18 protein-coding genes are annotated in these 22,497 nt (G+C 65.5%); all 18 read right to left on the minus strand.

Annotated features, from left to right (window positions below; genetic code table 11):
- Position 1 precedes the first annotated feature (1 nt).
- Positions 2-796, minus strand: a complete 795-nt coding sequence (locus OGV19_RS11545) for a hypothetical protein (RefSeq protein ID WP_264313481.1) — start codon at positions 794-796, stop codon at positions 2-4.
- Positions 777-2,447, minus strand: a complete 1,671-nt coding sequence (locus tag OGV19_RS11550; RefSeq protein ID WP_264313482.1) for a GspE/PulE family protein — start codon at positions 2,445-2,447, stop codon at positions 777-779. The genes OGV19_RS11545 and OGV19_RS11550 overlap by 20 nt, the downstream gene beginning before the upstream one ends.
- Positions 2,448-2,508: 61 nt before the next feature.
- Entirely contained in the window at positions 2,509-3,042 is a 534-nt protein-coding gene (locus OGV19_RS11555) for a response regulator (protein WP_264313930.1), read from the minus strand.
- Between the two features lie 248 nt (positions 3,043-3,290).
- Complete coding sequence (locus OGV19_RS11560) at positions 3,291-3,932, minus strand: SurA N-terminal domain-containing protein (protein WP_264313483.1); 642 nt, start codon at positions 3,930-3,932, stop codon at positions 3,291-3,293.
- Positions 3,933-3,944: 12 nt separating this feature from the next.
- Complete coding sequence (locus tag OGV19_RS11565) at positions 3,945-5,498, minus strand: cytochrome c/ABC transporter substrate-binding protein (RefSeq protein ID WP_264313484.1); 1,554 nt, start codon at positions 5,496-5,498, stop codon at positions 3,945-3,947.
- Positions 5,499-5,503: 5 nt separating this feature from the next.
- Entirely contained in the window at positions 5,504-6,169 is a 666-nt protein-coding gene (locus tag OGV19_RS11570) for an SCO family protein (RefSeq protein ID WP_264313485.1), read from the minus strand.
- Positions 6,166-6,858 (minus strand): SCO family protein, encoded by a 693-nt coding sequence (locus tag OGV19_RS11575; RefSeq protein ID WP_264313486.1) that lies wholly within the window; start codon positions 6,856-6,858, stop codon positions 6,166-6,168. The genes OGV19_RS11570 and OGV19_RS11575 overlap by 4 nt, the downstream gene beginning before the upstream one ends.
- A complete protein-coding gene (locus OGV19_RS11580) occupies positions 6,855-8,846 on the minus strand; it encodes a cytochrome D1 domain-containing protein (protein WP_264313487.1) in 1,992 nt (663 codons plus the stop codon). Before OGV19_RS11580 ends, OGV19_RS11575 begins: the two co-directional genes overlap by 4 nt.
- 18 nt (positions 8,847-8,864) lie before the next feature.
- Positions 8,865-14,726: a manganese-oxidizing multicopper oxidase MnxG gene (gene mnxG, locus OGV19_RS11585; RefSeq protein WP_264313488.1), complete on the minus strand. Its 5,862-nt coding sequence runs from the start codon at positions 14,724-14,726 to the stop codon at positions 8,865-8,867.
- A 177-nt stretch (positions 14,727-14,903) separates the two neighbouring features.
- Positions 14,904-15,668 carry a malonate transporter subunit MadM gene (gene madM, locus OGV19_RS11590; RefSeq protein ID WP_264313489.1) on the minus strand — a complete coding sequence of 255 codons (765 nt, stop codon included), beginning with the start codon at positions 15,666-15,668 and terminating at the stop codon, positions 14,904-14,906.
- Between the two features lie 2 nt (positions 15,669-15,670).
- Positions 15,671-16,093, minus strand: a complete 423-nt coding sequence (gene madL, locus OGV19_RS11595; protein WP_264313490.1) for a malonate transporter subunit MadL — start codon at positions 16,091-16,093, stop codon at positions 15,671-15,673.
- Positions 16,094-16,155: 62 nt separating this feature from the next.
- Positions 16,156-17,076, minus strand: a complete 921-nt coding sequence (gene mdcH / locus OGV19_RS11600; RefSeq protein ID WP_264313491.1) for a malonate decarboxylase subunit epsilon — start codon at positions 17,074-17,076, stop codon at positions 16,156-16,158.
- Entirely contained in the window at positions 17,073-17,687 is a 615-nt protein-coding gene (locus tag OGV19_RS11605) for a malonate decarboxylase holo-ACP synthase (protein WP_264313492.1), read from the minus strand. Before OGV19_RS11605 ends, mdcH begins: the two co-directional genes overlap by 4 nt.
- Position 17,688: 1 nt before the next feature.
- Positions 17,689-18,480, minus strand: coding sequence for a biotin-independent malonate decarboxylase subunit gamma (gene mdcE / locus OGV19_RS11610; RefSeq protein ID WP_264313493.1), 792 nt, complete (start codon positions 18,478-18,480; stop codon positions 17,689-17,691).
- Entirely contained in the window at positions 18,477-19,325 is an 849-nt protein-coding gene (locus tag OGV19_RS11615) for a biotin-independent malonate decarboxylase subunit beta (protein ID WP_264313494.1), read from the minus strand. Before OGV19_RS11615 ends, mdcE begins: the two co-directional genes overlap by 4 nt.
- Complete coding sequence (locus tag OGV19_RS11620; protein ID WP_264313495.1) at positions 19,322-19,618, minus strand: malonate decarboxylase subunit delta; 297 nt, start codon at positions 19,616-19,618, stop codon at positions 19,322-19,324. Before OGV19_RS11620 ends, OGV19_RS11615 begins: the two co-directional genes overlap by 4 nt.
- Position 19,619: 1 nt before the next feature.
- Positions 19,620-20,603: a triphosphoribosyl-dephospho-CoA synthase gene (locus OGV19_RS11625; protein ID WP_264313496.1), complete on the minus strand. Its 984-nt coding sequence runs from the start codon at positions 20,601-20,603 to the stop codon at positions 19,620-19,622.
- On the minus strand, positions 20,603-22,264 hold the full coding sequence (mdcA, locus tag OGV19_RS11630) for a malonate decarboxylase subunit alpha (protein WP_264313497.1): 1,662 nt from the start codon (positions 22,262-22,264) through the stop codon (positions 20,603-20,605). Before mdcA ends, OGV19_RS11625 begins: the two co-directional genes overlap by 1 nt.
- Between the last annotated feature and the right edge of the window lie 233 nt (positions 22,265-22,497).

Genomic DNA, 22,497 nt, shown 5'->3' on the forward strand with positions numbered 1-22,497 from the left:
GTCAGGCCACCGCCCGCCACATGGCGCACAGCGGGTCGGCTTCGCTGGCCGGTTGGCACAGCTGCACCGCCGCCAGTTGCGGCACGTCGCCCCGGCCAGGCGCATGCAGGTAGACCTGCGGCATATGCTCGCCGTACAACTCGCAGGTGCGTTCGATCAACGCCTGCAGGGCCTGGTCGCTGTCGGCACAGCCTTGCGCCAGCACCTGTTGCCAGGCACCGCCGGCGGCCAGCAGCAGCACGCTGCGGCGCGGCTCGGCAAGCACGAAGAGGAAGTCGCCCGGTGCCAGTTGCGACGAGCAACGGTTGTAGGCGGCCATCAGGTACGGCTGCACCGAACGCAGGTTCAGGCGGCTTTCCCGGCCCAGTGCCTGCAGCCGCTGCAGCAACGCCTCAGGCAACGCCGTGGCAATGCGTGCGGCGCCTGCCGGCTCCGGCGAGAGGACGATGCGCCAGTCGCCCAACGACTGCCCATAGAGGTTCTCGAAGCAGGCCCGCGCATAAGCCTCCAGCTCGCGTGGATGGCCAATGGCGTCGCTCCAGGGCACCAGACAGAAGCGGCTGTAGCGGGCTGACAGCAGCACCCGCAACTGGGCACCGCGCACGGCGTGTTCGGTCAGCAGTGCGGCCAGCGCCTCGACGGCGGCCTCCCAGGCCGGTTGGGCAGCGTCGCAGTTGAACTCGCGGCTGCCCAGCCACTGGTGTTGATTGCCATGCCAGCAACCCAGGCCTACACCCTCGGCGCCGAGCACGGCACAGTATTTATGAGCACCACGATCACGCAATGAATGTGACACGGTTGATCTCCTCAAGGGTGGTGCGGCCGTCACGGACCAGGTCCAGGGCCGAGGCCCGCAGCAAGCGCAGGCCGCGCTGGCAGGCGAGTGTCTTGATCTGCGACAGGGGGCGGCGTTCGACGATCATCTGCCGCAGGTCGTCGTCCAGGTGCAGCAGCTCGGCAATGGCACTGCGCCCGCGATAGCCACTGCCACGGCACTGGCCGCAGCCCTGGGCGCGAACGAACGTCCAGCCGACCACGGCGGCGCGGGTCAGGCCCGAGGCCTGCAGGGTTTCATCGTCAACCTCGCACGCCGTGGCGCAATGCGGGCAGGCCAGGCGAATCAGGCGCTGGGCGAGGATGGCGTTGAGCGCCGAGACGAAGCTGTAGGGGTCGACCTGCATCTGGCTGAAGCGGCCGATCACATCGAAGACGTTGTTGGCGTGGATGGTGGTGAATACCAGGTGCCCGGTCAGAGCCGACTGCACGGCGATCTGTGCGGTGTCCGGGTCGCGGATTTCGCCAACCAGAATCTTGTCCGGGTCATGGCGCAGGATCGAGCGCAGGCCGCGGGCGAAGGTCAGGCCTTTCTTTTCGTTGACTGGGATCTGCAACACCCCTGGCAGTTGATACTCGACCGGGTCTTCGATGGTGATGATCTTGTCCACGCCATGGTTGATCTCGCTGATCATGGCGTACAGGGTGGTGGTCTTGCCGCTGCCGGTGGGGCCGGTGACCAGGATCATGCCGTAGGGTTCGGCGGCCAGTCGGCGCAGGGCGCGCAGGGTCTCGTCGGCAAACCCCAGTGCCTGCAACTGCACACCACTGACCTTGTCGGACAGGTCCTGTTTGTCGAGCACCCGCAGCACCGCGTCCTCGCCAAAGATGCTGGGCATGATCGAGACACGGAAGTCGATCTGCCGCTCGCCCACGGCAACCTTGAAACGGCCGTCCTGGGGCACGCGCTTCTCACCGATGTCGAGCTCGGCCATGACTTTGATGCGCGAGATCACCTGGTCGGCGAAGGCGCTGCCGCTGGCCTTGCCCGCGCCATTGAGCACGCCGTCGATACGGTACTTGATGGTCAGGCCCTGGCCGGTCATGCCCAGGTGGATATCGCTGGCATGCAGCTTGAGGGCGTCGTAGAGGGTCGAGTTGACCAGTTTGACCACCCGGCTCTGATCTTCACTGATGCTGGTCAGCGACAGGCGTTGCAGTGGGTCGCTTTCGCTGCTGGCTTCGCTGTCATGGCCAAGGGCATCGACTGCATGGAAGCTTTCTTCATGGCGGGCCAGAAACGTCGCAAGCTCCGCGGCGTGGGCCAGGTACAGCGGCGCGCCTTGCAGCACATCGTCAATCCAGGCCAGGCGGGCAGCGTCGAAGGGGTCGGCGAACACACCCAGCAGCTCACCGCCCTGCTCGATCAGCACGAACTCGCGTTTCAGGCATTGGGCCAGGCTGACCTTATCAAAGCGTGGGGTGCTGGCCAGCAGGGCCTGGCTGTGCAGCACCGGGTAATGCAGGGTGATGCCCAGGCGGCGGGTGAAGGTGTCGGGGGTGTCGTTGGCCAGGCGTTCCAGGCAATTGAGCAGGCGTTCGTCATCGGCTTGCAGACGGGCCTGGGCCAGCAGCTCGCGTGAAAAACCGACAATCTCGAGTACTTCGGGCATGGCCTGCGACTCCGCTCAGGGGGCGCGTCGCAGGCTGGCTCAGCCAGGGCAGCGGGCGCCGCTATTCCCCTGTGAGCAGTTGTTCGTCGTCGGGACCTGGGGGCTTGGCGCCATTACGGCGGCGGTCGGCCAGTACCCAGCTACCATCGTACAACTGCAGGGGGAACGATTGGTTCCTGTTCTGGCGTCGTTCGACGAACCCTTCTGCCGGGTTGTCCGTGGCCCTGCGCCGGCGCTCGATGCCCATCAGGTCGAAGATCGCGCGGGCCAGTTCCGCCAACGGGAACGGCTTGAACAGGACATGGGTCACGCCAATTTCGGCAGCTCGCTCACGGACCTCGACGGTCGGGTGGGCGGTGATCAGCACGAAGTGGCACTGCCTGTTCTTGCGCACGGTCTCCAGGACCTGAAAACCCTCCATATCGGGCAAGCGGTAATCCAGCACAATCACTTTCGGTGCCAGGCACTCAGCCTGCTCGATACCACTGGCACCGTCGTGGGCAACATGAACTTCCAGGCCTTGCGCCTGCAGATACGCTTGCAGGTTCTGCGCAAGAGTCTGTTCGTCATCGACTACCAATACTCTGTTCACCAAGGTCGACTCCCAAATACTGCCCGGTTTCCCGGTCTGCGAAGTGCGGCCTCGATAAGGCTTGAGCAGGCTTCGTGCCAGGCGTGAATAGTCATGCTGCACCACTGTAAGTCGTTGATCTTGCAAGGGTGCCCGAGAGCACCCGGCGCGCTGCGAGCAGGCAGGCTCGCCCGGTTCCCCATATCCGGGGAACTTGATGGCACTTTGCCAAGCCGTTATTCCCCAGCTTTGGGGAAGCACCATCAGGGGCCTCAGTCGGCGATTTCCACTTTAGCGGATTCGCGCAAACGTTGGCGCACGGCTTGCCGGGCCTGCGCCTGCAATTGCCCCGTGAGCGTGGCCCTGGCCAATACCAAGCCCTGTTCCCGTATGACAGAAGTGTTATCACTTTGGTTCTGCGCTCCTTGCAGTGTTTGCCGATTGGCCTCATAGAAGGCCTCCACGTGTGCCTGGCTGGGCGCGTCGACCGCACTCAGCTGGGCATACACCTGCTGGGCCGCCATCTCGCGACGGGTGTATTCAGCGTACTCTGCCCTATCAAAGCCCGCCTCCGCCAGCCGCCGCTCGAACACCGTCGGGCTGCCAAACGCCGCTTCCACTTCGCCGAGATGGCCTGATACTTGTTCATCACTGATGGCGATGCCCTGACGCTGGGCCTCCTGCCAGAGCAGCTCCTTATCGATCAGATCGTCCAAGGCCTGGTCGCGCAGGCGCTTGTACAGGGTCGGGTTGCGGATGCTGGCCACCGCTCGCCCCTGGGCTTCAAGGTATTCGGTGAAGTAGCGCTCCAAGCGCGTGGCATTGATCTCTACACCGTTCACCCGCGCGACCGGCACATCGGCCCAGCTCGCCTTGGCGACCATCAGCAACAGGCACAGCAACAGGATACGCATGGCGACCTCCGCTCAAGGAGTGTCCGGCACAGGCCGGTACGGGGTGACCGAAGTAAAACGCGGCCCAGGCAAGGCCACCGCAACCACGTGGGCACCGGCCATGCCCTGCCGGCGACCGGGGCCGAAACCCAAGGCCGGGGTCAGACCGGTACTGACATCGTGCAGGCCTTCCAGGGCGCTGATCAACTGCTCGCGGCTGGCATCCCGGCCAATCTGCTTCAACGCTTCGGTGAGCAGGCGCAAGGCGCACAGGGTATTGACCTGCAAGGACGCCTGACGCGGGTCGAGGCCCCGGCGTTGCTGCAGGCCAGCCAGGGTCGCCAGGCCCTGTTCGGTCCAGTCTTCGGGCACGAATGGATAGGCGAGGAAAACCCGCTGCGACCACTGCTCAGGCAAGCTCGCCACCGCCCCGACAACCTGGCTGGACGCCGCGAACAGATAAGGCTGACGGCCTGCCGCCTGGAGCGTCGCAGCCAGCTCGGCAAAGGCTTGGGCGCGGCCAAGAAAGACGATGCCCTGGCCATCCACGGCCTGGCCATCGAAAGCCAGCAGTGGGCCTGGGGACCAGCCTTGCTGCACTAGGCGTTCGCGCACCTGCTCGGCCAGCGGCGCTTGCTCGTCACCGGCATAGATTACGCGCAGGCCCTCTGGAGCCAGGCCCAAGGCTGTGCGGGCATGGCCGGCAAGGCTCAGCAGCTGCGCGGGCAAGCCCGGCAGGGGGTCGAAGATCTGGGCACTGCCGCCACTGCGCGGGGTACTGCCGATCAGCGGCACGTTCTGTTGCGCCAGCACCGCCGCCAGTCGTTGGTCGAGCATCGGCGCCAGTGGCGAGATCAGGCTGAACACCTGCTCCTGGTCCAACAGCTGATGCAGAGCCTGCTCGGCGCTTTGCGGGTCGCTGCCGGGGTCGAGCACCACCAGTTCCAGGCGCCGCCCATGCACACCGCCTTGCTGATTGAGTTGCGCCAGGCCGTCTTCGAGCACCGCCCGCACCACATGGCCTGCTTCGGCCAGCGGCCCGCTTGCGGGGAGCAACGTCCCCAGCCGCAGCACACCCTCCTCAACGCCTGGGTCGCGGTCCTCGGCCAAGCGTTTGAGGTAGGCCGTGAGGTTGCGCTGGTCGGCCAAGGTCAGCTCGAAACGCGGCATGGCTGCGTCGAGGTGATTACCGGCAGGGTCCACCCCCTGCTGGATCGCCCTGGCCAGGCTGGCGTCGGTGTAACCGGGGTAACTGCGGCCGTTGGCCTGTCGCTCGCCCTGGCCCAGCGCCAGGCGTTGCCAGTCAAGGCTCGGTGGGCGCACCCCGCCTTCGGCACGGCCGCGGCCGTCGCTGCCGTGGCAGCTGGCACAGGGCAACACGCTGGCCGGCACGCTCATGTCGCTGGCCCCCACCCGCGCCAGTAACTGCGCGTCACTGCTCGACAAGCCTTCGCGGTACAGGCGTTTTCCCGCTTGTTCGTGCTCGGTGAGGTCGAGGGCGAAGGCAGTGCTACATAGGCTGACACCTAGCACGCACGCGCGACACAAGGCCGCGCCTACAAGGGCTTTGGCGCGCGCAAGGTTCATGATGTTCACCGCCCTGCCAGAGGTTGGGTCAGCAGTTGCATGCGCTGCGCGATCGCCACCGGTGGCGCATCCGGGCGGATCTTGCTCCAGCGCTTGCCCGCCACGTCACCGGCAATCAGTTGCGTGGAATGCTGCTCGGGGCTGGGCAGGAACTGGCCGATACGGCCCAGTACCAGATCGACACTGGCCTTGTCGCCGGTCAGGAACAACCAGTTGGGGCCATCTACGCCCTGCTTCTCGGCAAAGGCCTTGAGCGCCGCCGGGGTGTCGTTCTGCGGGTCGCTGCTGATCGAGACGAAGGTCACCCGCCCGGCCAGCTCCGGCCCCATGGCTTCGCGCACCTCCCGCAGCTTGCGGGTGATCAGCGGGCAGGCGTCAGTGCAGTGGGTGAAGATCACGTTGAGCATCACCACCTTGTCCTTGAGCACGTCGCTGTAAAAGCGCAGCTCGCGGCCGTTCTGGTCCTTGAGCACGGTGTCGGTGAACCAGGTCTGGGCATCGCGGGTGCCGCCGCCACTGGTCATGGTCTGGGGCGCAGGCTGTGGCTGGGGTGCTTGCTGCGCATGGCCTTCATGGGCGAAGGCCACCGAGGCAAGAATCCACAGGCAGCCGCCCAGTACCAGCCAGTCGAACGTGCGCATGCCGACGCGGCGAGAGGTCAGATGGCTCATGGTTGCACCTCGCTGTCGTCGGCAATGTGTTCGGCGCTATGCTCGGCAATGGCCGTGCTCTTGGCATGTACCCGGCGGGCGCTGAGGCGGTTGATTTCCTCGACCAGTACCGCCGGGTCGGTGAAGCCGTAGTAGCGGGTCCAGTGCCCGCTGCGGCCGTCACCGACCAGGATCAGCGGCGGGTGCTGGCTCAGGTCGGCACTGAAGCTGCCCAGGCCTTTGAGGGTTTCGGTGATGGCGTACGGCGTACCGGTTAGCCAGCTCCAGCCCGGCCCTTTCTGGAAGGACTTGGCGTAGTTCTGCAGGCGCTTGGCGTCATCGCGCTGGGGGTCGACGCTGATCGATACCAGGTGGATTTCCTCGCCCACACGGCCGCCCAACTGTTGCTGGACCTTGCCCATGATCGACGACACCACCGGGCACACCGTGGTGCAGCTGGTGTAGATGAAGCCCATCACCACCAGGTGATCACCGACCAGATCCCGCTCCAGGCGCACCGGCATGCCGTCCTGGTCCAGCAGCGAGACATCGGCGAAGCGCAGGCTGGCCTTCTCCTGTCGCGCTGCAGGCGGTTGCTCGGCATGGCCGCTGTGGTCATGCCCGGCGTGGGCCAGGGCCAGGTTGCTGGACAATAACAGGGGCAGCGCCAGGCTCAGGCCTAGGCGTGTAAAAGCATGCTTGGCGTTCATCGCACACTCCTGATTTGCAGCTGGGAAGCGTCCCCTTGCGCGGCCGTGGAGACCGCAGCCGGCAGGACGCGCAGGCTGGTGTAGTTTTCTTCGGCAAACTTGCGCCCTAGCGACGGCGACTGCACATGCAGGTACCAGGCGCCGGCTTCTGGCAGGGTCAAGGCCGCCTGATAGACGCCCTCGCCCACCTCTTCCAGGCGCAGGTTGCGCGGCATCGACGACGGCGCCAGGAAATAGCGCAGGCTCAGGTCGTTCAGGCCCAGGCGCGGCTCACCGTCGTCGCCGACGATGCGCACCCGTGCGGTGAAGGCGCTGTGCTGCGGCATCGGCTGCTCAAGGCCGAGGAACTCGGCATGCGCGCCCTTGTGCTTGCGGGCATTCGGCGCCTCGGCCACATCGGTGCTGAAGCAGTGAATGATCTGCGGCTGGTTGAGCAGGAAGGCCACGTCGAATTTGCCGGCCGCCGGCATTTTCACCGTCGAGCCGTACACCCCTGGGGCCACCTCGCGCAGGCTGCGGTCGACGACGATGGCGGCCCGGGCCTGATGGCCTCGGTTGTTGTAGCCAGACATCGGCGCGTTCATGCCCTCGGCATAGAAGTAGGTGGTGTTGTCCACCGGGTTGACCACGAACACCGAGTTGTCGTCACGCGACACCGACAACCCCTGGGCCAGTGGCAGGTCGCCGGCCTGGCGTGGCGCGGCGGGGCCTGCATCAAAGCCCTGGACGATCGGCGCGCGCCCTTCGCCAAGGCTGCCCAGGTTGATCATGCTGACCTTGGGCGATGCCAGCCCACGAACGTAGGCATAGCCCTTGGTGAAGGTCAGCTGATACGGTTCGGCCGCCACCGGGATGCGGTGGATGAGCTTGTCGGTACTGGCGTCAATCACCAGGGCCTGGTTCTCCAGGGTGTTGAGCACAATGCCGTAGCGGCCATCACTGCTGAAGCGCATCGGGCCCAGGCCCTGCTCGGCCGTGACGGTGTGGCGCAGTTGATGGCTGCGGGCATCGAACACCCGCACCGTGCCCTCTTCGCCATCAACCACGTAAACCGCCTGGGACAGCGCCGAGTAGCTCACCGACAGCGGGTGCGGGCCCACCTTCAGGGTCTTGGCCAGGCGCATTTCGGGGATGTCGATGACGCTCAAGGTGCCGCTGTCGCGGTTGCTGACGTAGGCATAATGCGAGTCACTGCTGAAGGCGATCTCGTGGTGCCCGGAGCCTGTGGCGAAGGACTTGAGCGTAGTGCGCCCGGGCACGTCGATCACTGTGACCCCACCCTTGGCCGGGTCGCTGCTGTTGTTACCGACCCAAAGCCGATGCTGGTCCGGTTGCAGCGCCACCCGTGTCGGTTGCTCGCCAGCCTCCAGGTCCGCCACGCGGGTGAAGGTTTCGGTATCGATCACCGCCACCTTGCCGCGCTCGGGGATCGACACGAACACCTGTTTGTCGTCACCGGTGGCCGCCCAATCCATGGGCCGACCCGGCAATTCGATACGGGCCATGGTGCTGGTGACGCCACCCACCGACACCGTCGGGTCGATGACCGTCAGGCTGGCATCCTTGTTCAGCATCAACAGGAAGTAGCTGTTGAGGTCGAGCAACGGCCGGGCGCCAATACTGCTTTTGAGAAACAGCGCGACACGGGCCTTGCAGCTTTGGTCGCGGTCGCCGACCGGCGCTGACTGCGCCGGGTCGATCCAGGCGCCCGGCGCCATGCCCGACAGCGGCTGGCCGCTGGTCTGGTCGCTGACCTTGAAGCGGATGCTGGCGAAGGCGCCTTCACGCAGCTCGCCCCCGGCCAGCGGCCGGGCCTCGAACTCCACGGTCACGCCGTCCCGGCTCAGCCGATGCAGGGCCTGCGGGTCGGCAGACTCCTGCAACAGCTCGCGGGGATCGCACCAGAGCTTTTCGTACGCCACGCCCAGGCCGATCAGCGCTACCCCCAGCATTACCCCCATGTAAGCAGGGCGAGTCTTCTTGTTCATGCTCGCGCTCCTTTATCGTTATTGTTCGGCAGCCGTTGCTGGCGGCGCTTCGTTGGTCACCCGCAAGATCCCCCACAGCCCCGAGAGGTTGCCGTAGGCGGCATAGTCGCGGAACAGGTAGTCCCCAGGCACCGCGTTGGCTCCCCCTGCGCTGGGCAGCATGAAGCTGAAGTGCGCCGCCGGCAGTACGCTTTCCTGGGCACCGATGTAGATCGACATCGGGTTGTAGCCGAAGCGCACCGAGCCGATGCCAGGCAGGTTCATCGGGTAGCCATTGGCGTCGTTCTTCTCCGCCTGGTAGGCATGCAGCGGCCACAGGTGCCCGTCCAGCTGGTAGGTGATACCGCGGCTGCCACCGCTTGGCATCAGCACATGGCTGCGTGCTGGCTGGCCAGGCTTGGCCCAGAGCACGGGCGTTTGTGGATCGCCACCGACCAGGGCGTTGCTGTAGGCCATGTGGGCGTTTGGCACATCGGCGAAGCCATTGCCGTCGGCATGGCCGAAGGGTGCGTCCGGCGCCATGCCAAAGCGCAGCCACAACGGTTCGGTCTTGTAGTTCATGGCCATGTTGCCGTTGTCTTTAGGGTCGCCCGGCACGCCGTTGCCTTCCGTGGCGATACCTTCCACAGGGCGACCATCAGCCCAGCGCATGTTCATCGAGCGCTGCCACACCGTGACGAAGTCGCGGTAGTCCGGTTGGCCGGTGACTTTCACCGTGGCCTGGGCACGACTGGCGGTGTCTTCGGTGAAGGTGGCGGTCTGCGGCAGGATGCTCATGGCACCCACCAGGCCTTTTTGCGGTTGTTTGATGAAGTCCGACGGGGTCAGGTTCAGGCCGCCGAACTCGATCGCCGTGGTGTTGATGTTGTCCACCGTGCGGCCCAGTTGCAGCACCGGCTTGCCTTCACGCTCCAGGTGGCCGGCGTAGTACTGGTACACCTTGGACGGGTAGGCGCCGCTGGTGCCGGCACGCGGTGGCACGGTTTGCACCGGGTTGAGGCCGACGTTGGCACCATCGGACTTGGTGATGTCGTAGGCCAGCAACTGGGCATGCAGGCCGACATGGCTGGAAGGCCGCATCAGGTTGTTGTTGAAGGCCGTGGAGCCTTCACTGCCGTTGCGGTCACGCTTGACCACGTTCTGCATTACTGCGGTGCTCGGCAGGTCAGGCATCACCAACGGCAAGCGGTTTTCCAGGGTGATGCTGATGCAGTCGCCGGCATTGGCGCGCAGCACCAGGGGCTCTACCGGTACGCCGGGTTTGAGCTTGCCGGTGGTTGCATCCAGATCGGCCTTGCGCACATACAGCACGGCAGTCGGGTCATGCAGCGGCGCGCTGTGGCCACCGACGGTGAAGGTGGTGCCGTCCTCCTCATCAATCACCGTGATCTGCGGGATGCTGGTCTTGCGGCTGTTGAACACCAGCGTGCCGCCAGCGGCCTTGAGCGGGCCACCGACATGCTGGCCGGCACCCGCCGGGTCGGCGATGCTGACCCCGTGGCGGTTCTCGAGGATATCGTTGGCCAATGCGGCGACGACTTCGTAGCTGCGTTTGACCGTCGCCCGGGTGCCAATGCCATTGGCGTTGGCGGTGGTTTTCGGGCAGATACCGTCGAAGTTCACGGTATTGCGCATGGCCACCGGCTGCGGGTTGTTCGACAGCGGGAACAGGTCAGGGCGCAAGGTGGTGTAGTTACGCATGATGCCCCAGATACCATTCCAGTAGCCTTCCAGTGCCGCGTCCAGCGAGTACAGGTAGTCGCCGTTGGTGGCGGCGGAGCTGGAGATCATCGACACCGGCGCCATGAAGCCCAGTTGCTCGGAGATACCGATCATCTGCGAGGCTTTCCACCCCGAGTTGGAGCTGCTGCCGAAGCCCGAGCCATTCTGCAGCCACTTGACCCCGTGCAAGGTGACGTTGTGCTCCTCTTCATGGCCACCGGCGTGCATGCGCAGCCGCACGTTGTCGCCCGAGTAGGTGCGCAGCATCGGTGTGAACGGGTCACCGGGCTCACTGCCAGCAGTGTTGATGTGCGGTGGGAATACCGTGGTGCCACCGGTCGGGCCTACCGCCGAGGTGATCGCCGAAGGCGCCATGTTCATCGCCGGGATGGCGCGGTCGGTGCGGCTCTGCAAGGCATAGCTCAGGTCGCCGCCAAGGCCGTCGGCCTGCATGCCACGCTTGCCGTCCGGGGCCACCTTGTTGGGGTCGAACACCCGCAGGGCCAGCGGTTCGTTGCGGTAGTTGACGACGAACATGCCAGGGTCATCCACCGAAATGGCCTGTGGGCACGGCCGGCTCGGGCATCCTGGGCTCAGCCCGCCGCGGGACTCGACCACCGATTCGAGCAGCGACGAGGCTTTCTGCCGTACCGGTGGGTTGATGGCGTAGCGGAAGCTGTCGGCAGTGGCCGGATACGACTGGCCATTGGGAATACCGTCCGGCCCCGCGCCAACGTACACACCGGCTTCATAGGCATGCTGGAAGTCGCTGTACTCAAGGAAGAACTCACGATAGCTATCGTTCTTGCCATCGCCATCGTGGTCGCCGGTCTTGATTACCGCCTGCCACGAGGTCGGCCCGCCGTCCTGGCGGGCAGACGGGTTGTACAGTTGCTCGCCGGTTTCGGCGTGGTACCAGGTGGAGCCGGCAGGCTCGGCCAGCACGGTGGCGTACAGGCCCAACTGCTGGTGGGTCGATGGGCCGAGATGGTCGTGGGTAAAGATGGTGCCCAGGCCGCGGTCTACGTTATGCACGTTGACCACCGGGTCGGCAAACCAACGCTGCATGGCCGTCCGCGCACCGAGCCAGTCGGCCCGGCCGAAGCGTCCGAAGAAAGGATGCTGCTTGGCTTTCGGGCAGGCGGCGGTACCGTCGCGGCTATCGCCTTCGGTGCAACCGTTGTAGGCGCGAATGGCATGCACACGTTCGACCACACTGCCGGGCGAGAGAATGCCGTCCTCGTAGTTCCAGCCGTTGGCCGAACCGTCGGCTGCGGTGAGGTCCCACTTGGGCAGGTGGATATGCTGGCCGATCACGTCGGTCGGGGTGCGCACCTGGTAGTCGTCCATCTCATAAATCGACGGGATCAGGTTGGTGTGCTGGTACATGGTGCAGTCGAAGGTGTTCATGCGCATCACCAGCGGCTCTGGCGGCCGCTGCTTGGTAATTACCGGCCAGGCGTCTTCCCAGAGGGCGATGATGCGCGCCTGCGGGAAGTGGTAGCCGACCTTGTTGTAGACCGCGTCGAACTGGATATTGGCGCCTTTGTAGATGCGCGGGCGGTCTGCGGTGAAGGTTGAGGCGCCACGGAAGTTCATGCCCGTCAGGCTCTCGCCGCTGGCGTACTCGCCGACACCCGAGGACTGGGTAAGGCGCTTGCCACGGTCGTCCATGCACGGTTCGAAGAACGGCGCACCGGCAGTCGGCAGGGCGCCGTTGGTGCGGAAGTTACGCGCCACGGGCTGGCTGCCCGGCATCAGCGCATAGCTGGGGTGCTCGGCCTTGGCGTGGAATTTCATGGCCGCCTGCTCGACTTCGGTGCCCTCTTCTGGCAGGTAGATCGGCTTGGCCTTATGCACCACCTTGGAGAAATCCAGCTTGGTGGTGGTGGTCTGTGCTTCACCACCTGCCGAGACTCCGTCCAGCGCATGCCGGCCGAGGCCGCCATCCCAGCCATCGACCTGGTTGGGGTCCAGGTTCGCCCACAGGGCATTACCGCTGTTCTTCAGTTGCTGAGCAAGCGCAGGGTCGAGCATGTCCAGCGGCGGGGTCGGTGGTCGCTGGCCTACGCTGCTTTCCATGCCACCGATCCAGAACGGATAACCCGGGTTTTTCAAGGTGCCGTCGGCGTTACGGTTGGTCTCGCTACGGTCGACCAGCGCCAGGGAGCCGACTGCCTTGGGCCCCGCGTTGGCATGGCCATTGTCATCGTCGCCCTCCTCGTCGTCATCGCCCTGATCATTCGCAGCCACCAATTGCTCTGCCAGCTTAGGCACCACGACGACCTTGCCCGGCATGGGTGCCATGGCTTTGCCAGGCAGCGGGACGATTGCGGGGATTGGCGTACCGGCAACGATTTCACCGTCAGGCAAAGCCCGCGCGCCAATTGCCGGTTTGCCGCTGCGAAGGGCAAACGGCGTGCTGTGGAAGCCGTTTGCGTCCTGGCCACTGACCTCCAGCCGGGTGCCTTCCTCGAACACATCGTGCACCCGCCACATGGCCCACATGCCTTGGGCGAAGTGTGGGTAGAAGTGGCAGTGGTAGATGGCATCGCCGGCGACGCGGTTACGGTTGCCGGAGCCGCCGTTGGCGATCTCATAGGTATAACCGATGCCCGGGCCGATGCCCTGGGCGTCCACGTAGTCGGAGTTGTCGTCGTTGGGGTTGAACAGCCACTGGTGGCCATGCAAGTGGAAGATGTGCTGTTCATGACCGTTGTGGGTGTTGCGGAACTTGGTGAAGTCCCCAATGTAGCTGTGGTGGACGTTGGCCGGTTCCGACGGGTACAGGGCCATGCTGGCCTTGACGCCCACGGCATTGGCCGGCGGGGTCTCGCCTGGGCGGATGTTCTCCAGGCCGACGTTGGCCGGCACGTCCACCAGTGTGCCGATATCGCCCACGGTGTGGGCACTGAGGAAGAACTCCTCGTAGGCACACGACAGGCAGTCGTGCATCGGGCCCACGCCCAGGCGGTTGGCCACGACTTCCGCGCCCATGCCACCCGAACCGTAGTTGATCATGAACGAGTCGCGGGTCGGCTCCAGCACATGGCCCATGATCGGGTCGGCCCAGTAGCCGGGGAAAGCCTGAGTCGCGGCCACTTCGTCGGCGAACTGCGAGGCGAAATCACGGAACGCGTCCAGCCGGTTGGGCAACGCCGGGTTGCGTTTGCTGACGCTCTCCAGCGGGTAGGTCGAACGGGGGAAGCTACCGTCCGGGTTGGGGCCCATGACGATGGCATCGGTTTCGCTGTTGAGGATCTCGTTGCCATCGACCATGGCGATGATCGGTTTACCGGCCTTGCCTTCGGTGATCCACGGCTCGGCCTGCGGATAGCGAGCCTGGTAATCGATTACCGGTTGGCCCGTGGCGGTACGACCGGTGGTGGCCAGGCGCATTTCTTCTTCGGTCAGGGTATTGCGGTAGGTACGCCCACCTTTGGGCACCACCACCACCTGGCCGAACAAGCCATTGGCAACGTTGCCGGCGCCGCCCTGGCCGCCGAAGGTCGCACCTTGGCTGGTGGCGGCGAACGCCCCTTCGCGTTCGGCATACAGGGTGTAGCTGCGGGTGTTGCCCGGTGACACCAGGAAGTTGCCGTTGCGGCCGGTGTTGGCGGCGATATCGCCAATGCTGTTGACCGCTTGCATGCCGTTGACCTGGAAGCCTACGTGGCGGTCGTTGACTTGCTCATCAGCGACGAAGTGCTCGCCGCCTTGGTTCTCGAACTCGGTTTCCGGCCCTTCCCCCTCCTCACCTTCGGCCTCGTTCTCTTCGTGGTCGATACCGTGCTTGTTGGGGTTGGCCTGATAGGCCAGCAGGTTGGTCAGGTTGACGGTCAGGCAGTCGCCTGCGGCCACACGCAACACGATGGGCCGTGGGCGTTTGTCCGGGCGCAGGGTGACTTTGCCTGGCACGGCAGCCCCGCCTTTACCGAGCGGAACCTGGTGCTCGTCCACCACATCCTCGCGCAGGGCGAACATCATGCCATTGGCGTTTTGCGCGCCGAGGCGGTTGAACATCAGTGGCTGGTCCAGTGCCACCACATTGGCGACCAAGGTGCGTTGGCACTGCACAGCTGCCTCGCTGGTCGCTACCCAGCCGAGCAGGGCCAGTACGAGTGATGACAGGACGGGGCCTTTGAGCGGGGTCGACATGCTGCACCTCCGGGACACAAGAACTCTGCGAGGAGGCTGAGCAAGGTATATGCCAGATGAGAATTGTTATATTTTTCGGTGAGTTACAGGGTCAACCGAAACAGATTGGGGAGGATTCCCCAACGGCATTCCCCGATTCGGGGGACGGGGCTGCCAGGCAGCCCATCACCCGGTGGATCAACCCACCAACCCGCGCACGCAGAAATACAGTATCGAAGGCCCCATCAAGCACCCCAAGCCGGTATGGAACGTCGCCGTCAACGCGCCATACGGCACCAGCCGTCGGTCCGTTGCCGCCAACCCTGCGGTCACCCCCGATACCGTTCCTGCCAGGCCACCGAACACCATGGCCGAACGCGGATTGTCCAAGGCCAGCAGGCGCGCCGACACAGGTGTGAACACCATGACCAGGATCGCCTTGATCAACCCGGTGGCAATCGACAATGCCATCACCTCGGAGCTCGCGCCCAAAGCCGCTCCAGTCACCGGCCCGACGATGTAGGTCACCGCGCCCGCGCCAATGGTGGTCATGCTCACGGCATCGCGATAGCCGAACGCATAGGCCACCGCCACGCCGACAATAAACGGCAGCACCGTGCCCAGCAGCAACGCCACGGCGCCAATCATGCCGGCCTTGCGCGCCTCGGTGGCTTGCACCTCGAATGCGGTGGCGACGATGGCGAAATCACGCAGCATCGCCCCACCCATCAGGCCGATGCCAGAAAACAGCGCCATGTCTGCCAGGCCTTTTTGCCCACCAGTGACGGTGCCACCGACCCAGGCCAGCACCAGGCCGATGACAATGGCGATCGCCGAGCCGTGCACCCGGCCAAAGGTCAGGTATTTCGACAACAGTACCGACAACCACATGATCGCCCCCACCACCGCGAACGCCGTGATCAGGCCGTTGTGTTCCAGGGCATTTTCAATGATCGGCCACATGTTCAACGACCTCCAGCAGGGGCAACCTGCTCGTGAGTTTCGGGGGCAGGTTCAAGTGCGGGCAACGGTTCACCGCGGTGGCTGCGGCTGATCAGCGCGATGGTCGCACCGCACACCAGTACCGCGCCCACCGCCGCCAACACGGCTACGGGCCCACCGTGCAATGCGGTGACTACGTTCTGCTGGGCGGCCATGGCCACCACCACTGGAATGTACATGGCGCCCCAGAAGCCGACACCGAACTCGCACTCCTTGCTCATGCCGCCATGGCGGTGCATGTACAGCCGCGCACAGATCAGCAGGATCATGGCGATGCCGACCCCGCCCACATTGGATTTGACGCCCAACAGCACGCCCAGGAAGTCGCCGACGATAACGCCGGCAAGCGTGCACACCGCCAGCAGAGCCACACCGTAAATAATCATTGTTGTTGTCCTCAGGTGTTGTCGAAGTTGCTTGTTGTTGTCCTTCGCGTTGCACAGCGTCTTCAGCGGTTGCAGGCCACCTCCTGACGCAACAGTGCGTCGATACTGTCCAGCCGGGTGGACTCGATGGCCAGCACCCTGCCGTCGGCGAATACCGGGCGCGCCAGGCCGCTCAGCACGCTGCCCGGCGGCACTTCCAGGTGCAGGCGTACCCCGCGTTCATAGGCGGTGCGCAACGTCGCGCGCCAGTCCACCACCCGTGCCATGTTGCCGGCCAGATCATCGCGCAAGCGCTGCGGGTCGAAAATCGGCCGAGCACTGCTGCCACTCAGGTAGGTAATCGATGGCCGTCGCACCTCGACCGCCGCAAAGGCCTCGGCAAGTTCCGCAGCCGGGCCTGCGAGCAGCGGGCAATGGGACGGCACGCTGACCGCCAGGCGCCGTGCAACCCCTTGGCCCAGGCTGCGTGCACGGCGTACCACCGCTGCCATGGCCGCCTCGCTACCGGCAATGACGATCTGGTTTTCACTGTTGAGATTGGCGACGTACACCTCGCCGCCAGCATCACGCAGCAAGCGCTCGACACTGGCCAGGTCCAGGCCGCTCAGGGCGGTCATGCCGTACCCCTGCGGATAGGCGCCCTGCATCAACTCGCCCCTCAGCGCGACCAGGCGCACCGCATCGGCGAACGCCAAGGCCCCGGCCGTGACCGCAGCGGGATAGGCGCCAATAGACAGGCCTGCCACGTAGTCCGGGGCGGGGCTGTGCTGCATCAACCAGCGGGCCCAGGCCACCCCGGTCAGCAGCAGGCAAAGCTGCACCGCACGGGTGCCTTGCAACGCCTGCTGGCTGTCCAGGCCCAGAGCGTTCTGCCCCAAGGTGTCACTGGCTTCTTCCAGCCATTGGGCAGCCCCTTCAGGCAAGCGATGCAACATGCCCACCTGCTGGGCGCCCTGGCCGGGGAACGCGAACAGGCTGCTCATGCCGTGCACTCCAGGGCAGCCCAGGGGTCGGCCACCAGGTGTGCGCCGAGGAGCGACTTGAGCAGTACGCGCCGGGCACTGCCTGCCCACTCGCGCAGGGCGACAGCGCCTGCCGGTGTTTCCAGTTGCACGTCGATACGGCACGGCGCGCAGTTCAGAACGTCCAGCAGTTCTCGGGCCTTGGCGCGTGCCAGGGGGTGCGGCGTGCGCACGACCAGGTCCAGGTCACTGGCCAGGTGCAGCACGCCAATGCCCGTGGCCAGTTGATACCCCACCCCGCCCGTAGGCCCCCAGGCCAGCCCGGTGGTTTCCAAAAGCGGGGCCACCGCGACCAAGGCCTGTAGCGCAGGCCACGGGCTCGCGGCTTGCCAACGCAAGGCCTCGGGGCTTTGCAGGCGCTGGATATCGGCCAGGCGCATCTGCGTGCCCAGCCGCTGGTCCCGGCGCAGACCGCGCACGCCCACCGCCACCCAGCCGTCAGCGCAGGCTGCGCGGCGCACCACCACAGGTTGACCGCTTGCCACCCCCAGCAACGCCCAGTGCGGGGCACCGCCAGGCAGTGCAGTCAGGGGCATGCCCCAGAGCAGGTCGTGGGCGCGTGGCAGGCTCATCTCAAGCCCCCTGCCACTGACGGCGCAGGTGTTCGCGCACCTCGCGGGAGGCACGCCGGTTTTCACCCGCCAGCCGCGATGCCAGGTCGGTCGAATTGCCGATGTCGCGCACCGCTTCGGCCAGGCAGGCACGCACCTTGGCCAGGTCGGCCGCACTCGGTGTCTGCGCGTTGTCTACGCCGAGGCGTCGCCATAGCAAACCCAGCGAGGCGTAGCTGTCGAGGTCGTAAGCCATCGGCGGCACTTCGGCGGCCAGGGCCTCCAGCGCTTCGACGCTGCGCAGGGTAATGCGCGCAGCGGCGGCCTTGCCCATGGCATGCACCATCACCCCGGCGTCGTCCAATGCGATCAGGCGCTGGGCTTGATAACCGTGCGCGAGGAACGCGCCGGACATCGCCTTGCCGACCAGCAGACCAATCACCGGGTGCCCGGCCAGGCGCGCCTCGGCATACGCCTGCACCGCGCCAGCAAGGGCCTGGTGAATCCCCAGCGCTTCTTCGCGGCGGCCATAGGCCTGGCTCGGCACATCGATGACGGCGACGATGGCTCGCTTTTCGCCCTGGCGGTCCGCCTCGACTGCCTCGCTCACCGCCTTGGCCAGCCCCCAGCCCTCCAGCAGCCCAACTTCGCCCGCGCGCGCCCGGGGGAACGGGTTGTGCGCATCCGGCACCACGGCGATGAAGCGTGCCAGCCGGTTGCCCAGTTCGCCATCGATCACCTGCAGCGAGGCGGGGTAGCCCGGCAACGCTTGCCCGCCGGCCAGGCCCGGCAACCAGTTCATGGCACGGTTCATTTGGCTTCTCCTTGATAGAGGGTGCGCACGGCGGCGGCATCCAGTTGCGGGCAGTCATCGCCCAGGCGCGATAGCCGTTCGAGGAACCAGGCGTGGCGCCGGGCTCGGTCTGCGCCGGGGGTGTCGAGCAGTTGCACAAGCTGCTGGCGTATCGCATCCACCTCATCGGCCACGTAGCCGTCCACCAGCCCACTGGCATGGCGCTGCTCGCCGCCGGTCAGGCTCCAGATGAAGGGCCGGTCCTTGGCGTCGTATTCGGCGATGCCGGCTTCTTGCTCGATCACCTGCGGGCCGTTGAGGCCCAGCCGCGCCTCGCGGGTGGCCAGCAAGTGGCTGCACAGCCCGGCCGCGATGGACATGCCACCGAAGCAGCCGACTGAGCCGGCGATCAGGCCAATCACCGGCTGGTAGCTACGCAACTCGACGATCGCGGCCTGGATCTCGGCAATCGCTGCCAGGCCCAGGTTGGCTTCCTGCAGGCGTACGCCCCCGGTTTCCAGCAGCAACACGGCGCAGGTGGGGATGCCGTTACGGTTGTCTTCAATGGCCAGCTCCAGCGCCCCGGCGATCTTGGCCCCACCCACCTCGCCCAGGCTGCCGCCCTGGAACCCACCTTCGATGGCGGCGACTACCGTAGTGCGGCCATTGAGACGGCCTTTGGCGATGACCACGCCATCATCGGCCTGGGGCACGATGCCCTGGCGCGGGAGCCAAGGTGACATGAGCCGGTCGAACGGGCCCAGCAGTTCGCGGAAGCTGCCTGGGTCGAGCACGGCGCGTGCTCGCTGGCGCGCGCCCAGTTCGACAAAGCTGCGGCTTTGCAGCAAGCGTTCGATGTCAGTCATGGGGCGATCTCCTCGAAGCCTTGCTCCAGCCGCAAGCGCACGACGCCGGGGGTGGCGCCAAAATCGTGGATGTCGATGTTCACAGCCGGCCATTGGCGGCCTTCGAACAAGCGCTGGAACAGCTGTGCCCAGCGAGCGCCACTGCCGTTGACCGAGGTCACGACCTGAATCTGCAGGCTACCGGCGATGCCAGGCTCGATCAGCACTTCAAGGTCGCCGGAGCTGACGCAGCCGACCACGGTGCGGCCACGGCCCGGCGCGGCGGCAGGGAATTGAAAGGTCAGGGTTTCCATGTCACAGGCTCCCGGCATTGTCGAGGAACAGGCAGGCCGCCAACAGGTCGGCGGCGCCACCCGGAGAGGCATTGAGTTGCAGCAATTGCTGGTCCAACAGGCGCAGTTGCCGGCGCCCGTCCAGCGTGGCGCTGCCGCCGGCATCCAGTACGCCACGGGCGCCCTGCTGGACGCTGGCCAGTCCTTGAGGCCCTGCGCGCCAAAGGACGCAGGTATCAGCCAGCGCCGCCATGATCGCCAGCAAGGCGTCGAGCCGCGCGTGGGTTTCGCTGGCACCGAGGGCACGACTGCGCTGCAGCTGTGGCAGGCCGTGCGCGATGACGGCGGGGAAGCCCAGCTGCGCCTGCTCACGGGCACCGCCGCTGCCATAACGGCGCTTGATCTGGGCACCATGGCTGTCGCCAGGGGTGGCACCCGGGTCGTCGATCAGCGCGATGCGCCCGGCGCGGGCAGCCAGGGCGCAGGGGTGTACCTGGCCATCCAGGGCGCGGGCTGCCACCAGCAGGCCCAAGGCCCAGATTGCGCCTCGGTGGGTGTTTACCCCTCCCGTGGTCGCCAGCATCGCGGCCTCGCCTTCGCGGCCAATGCGCCCTAGTGCGGTGCGCAAGGGCTGGCCGACTTCGCCGATGGCCTCGGCCGTTTCGGCCATTTGCCGCAGGCACGGCCACAGGGCCAGCGCCGATGCATGCATCAATGCCAGCGTCATGTCCGTGTGGGCGCCGTTGCTGCGACGGTCTACCAGGCCCGGTTTGGGCGACAAGTCGGCTTCGTCGATGAGGGCTTCTACTGCCAAATCCGCCAGGTGGTCGGCCAGAGGGATCTCGGTTGTCTGTGCAGCCCTCTTCGCGGGCAAGCCCGCTCCCACAGAGGCCCCACTGACTTCAAGGCCTGTGATGGCTCCACAGGCTTCAAGGCCTGCAATGTACCTGTGGGAGCGAGCTTGCTCGCGAAGAAGCCCATGAGATTGCAAGTCGAGTGCTTTCATTACCAGCTCCTGAACCGTGCGGGCGGGTTGTACAGGCCGCCGGACCATTCGACCAGGTCGGCGATACTGCGCGCGGCCAGCAGTTCACGGCTAGCATCGGTGCGGCGGATACCCAGGTCTTCGGGCAATGCCACCAGGCCCTGCTGGCGCAGGCGCTGGGTGTCTTTGGGGTCATGCCGCAGGCCAATCGCGGTGACACCGGCCACGGCCGCGATCATCTGCTGACGCTCTTCGAGGGACCTGGCCTTGTACAGGTAGGCGATGCCCTCCTCGGTGAGCAAGTGGGTGACGTCGTCGCCGTAAATCATCACCGGTGCCAGCGGCATGCCCGCTTTTTTGGCCACTTCGACCGCATCGAGGGTTTCGACGAAGGTGGGCTTGCCGCCTTCCTGATAGGTTTCGACCATCTGCACCACCAGCTTGCGGCCGCGCTCGAGCATCGTTTCGGGCACGGTCATGTCGAGCCACGCCGGTGTTGCATGGCGGCGGCCACGGGGGTCGTGCCCCATGTTCGGCGCACCGCCGAAGCCCGCCAGGCGGCCGCGGGTCACGGTCGAGGAATGACCATCGCCATCCACCTGCAAGGTGGCACCGATGAACAGGTCGACGGCGTACTGCCCGGCCAGCTGGCACATCATGCGGTTGGAACGCAACGAGCCATCACGGCCGGTGAAGAACACGTCCGGGCGCTGGGCAATGTAGTCCTCCATGCCCAGTTCGGTGCCAAAGCAATGCACGCTTTCGACCCAGCCCGTCTCGATGGCGGGAATCAGGGTGGGGTGAGGGTTAAGTGTCCAGTTACGGCAGATCTTGCCTTTCAGGCCCAGGGACTGGCCATAGGTCGGCAAAATCAGCTCGATGGCCGCCGTATTGAACCCGATGCCGTGGTTCAGCGACTGCACCTGATGTTTTTCATAGATACCGCGGATTGCCATCATCGCCATCAGCACATGCACCGGCTTGATGTGGCGCGGGTCGCGGGTGAACAACGGCTCGATGTAGAACGGCTGATCGGCGACCACCACGAAATCGACCCAGGACGCGGGGATATCGACGCGCGGCAGGTCATCGACCCGATCCACCAACTGGTTGACCTGGGCGATGACGATGCCATCGCTGAACGCGGCGGGTTCCACCAGGGCCGGGGTGTCTTCGGTGCTGGGGCCGGTAAAGAGGTTGCCATCCCGGTCGGCCATGAAGCCTGCGACCAGCGTCACGTTGGGGATGAGGTCGACCAGCAGCCGCGAGTACAGCTCGATGTAGGTGTGGATGGCGCCGACTTCGAGCAGGCCGTCTTCCAGCAACTGCCCGATACGCAGGCTCTGTGGCCCGGCGAAAGAGAAATCGAGCCTGCGCGCGATGCCGCGTTCGAACAGGTCCAGATGCTCGGCACGGCTGACGCTGGGCATGATCATGTGCAGGTCGTGCAGCCGCGTGGGGTCGACCTTGGCGAGTGAGCGCGAGAGAAAATCGGCCTGCTTCTGGTTGTTGCCTTCAAGCACCACCCGGTCTCCGGGGGCGAGCAACAGCTCCAGGGCCTCGACGATACGCGCGGTGGGCAGCACCACGCCGTCGGCGAGGTGCCGGACCCGGTCAAGGCGGCGCTGTTTCTCGGCGCGCCGGCGCGACCATTGCGGCGGTGGATTCTTCGTTGTTGTCATGGTGACTCCACGGGTTCGCTGTCGTGGGGCCACCTTAGGGCGAGGCGGGTTTGCGCATCAATCAAGCTGGGTGCGTGATCGTTACGCTCAGGTTAATGAATTGCGGGAGTGGGCTTGGCGCTGTAGGGCGTGATATTAGTGGCGCTCGATCTCATAGGCGCTGCAAGGCTCAGCCTATGCACAAGGCAAAAATGCAGAACACCCCTGCAGATTTACCGATTGTGCACGACAAA

Origin of the sequence: Pseudomonas putida (genome assembly GCF_025905425.1) — a bacterium.
In the GTDB taxonomy this organism is placed as follows: Bacteria; Pseudomonadota; Gammaproteobacteria; order Pseudomonadales; family Pseudomonadaceae; genus Aquipseudomonas; species Aquipseudomonas putida_AF.